Source organism: Halomonas sp. MES3-P3E (genome assembly GCF_002836035.1).
GTDB lineage: Bacteria > Pseudomonadota > Gammaproteobacteria > Pseudomonadales > Halomonadaceae > Vreelandella > Vreelandella arctica.
The window spans coordinates 1-423 of the sequence record NZ_PJBT01000157.1 but is presented as its reverse complement, the minus strand read 5'-3'; the positions used below and the strand labels follow the sequence as shown (position 1 = coordinate 423).

Here is a 423-nt window from a genome sequence, read left to right as displayed (position 1 = left end):
GTGGCGTCCCAGATGCCGTAGAAGCGCTCCTTGTGCTCGTAGGCGGCCAGCAGTTGCGGGAACGCGCCTGTCCAGGTCTCCATGATGAGGCGCTCCCGGTCTGAGACTTCGTGAGCGCGTTTCAGCAGGATTTTCCGGTCTCCCTTGAGAGTCCGGCTCTGGGACGGTTTCAGCTCCTTTCTGAGGCCCTTGCGCACTCTCTCTAGGGCATCGTTGGCCATGCGCACCACATGGAACTTATCGACCACGATACGGGCCTGGGGCAGCACAGCCTTGACCGCTGCCCGGTAGGGGTTCCACATGTCCATGCTGACGATCTCGACCTTCTGCCGGTCTTTCAGCTTCATCAGGTAGTTGGTCACCACGTCCTGGCGGCGGGTGGCCAGCAGGTCGAGCAGGGTTCGCTCCTCAATGTTGGTCAGA

1 protein-coding gene is annotated in these 423 nt (G+C 61.2%); it reads right to left on the bottom strand.

The window, feature by feature from the left end:
• A partial coding sequence (locus CXF87_RS12440) for a transposase (RefSeq protein WP_198556097.1) occupies positions 1-423 on the bottom strand: 423 nt, incomplete at both ends.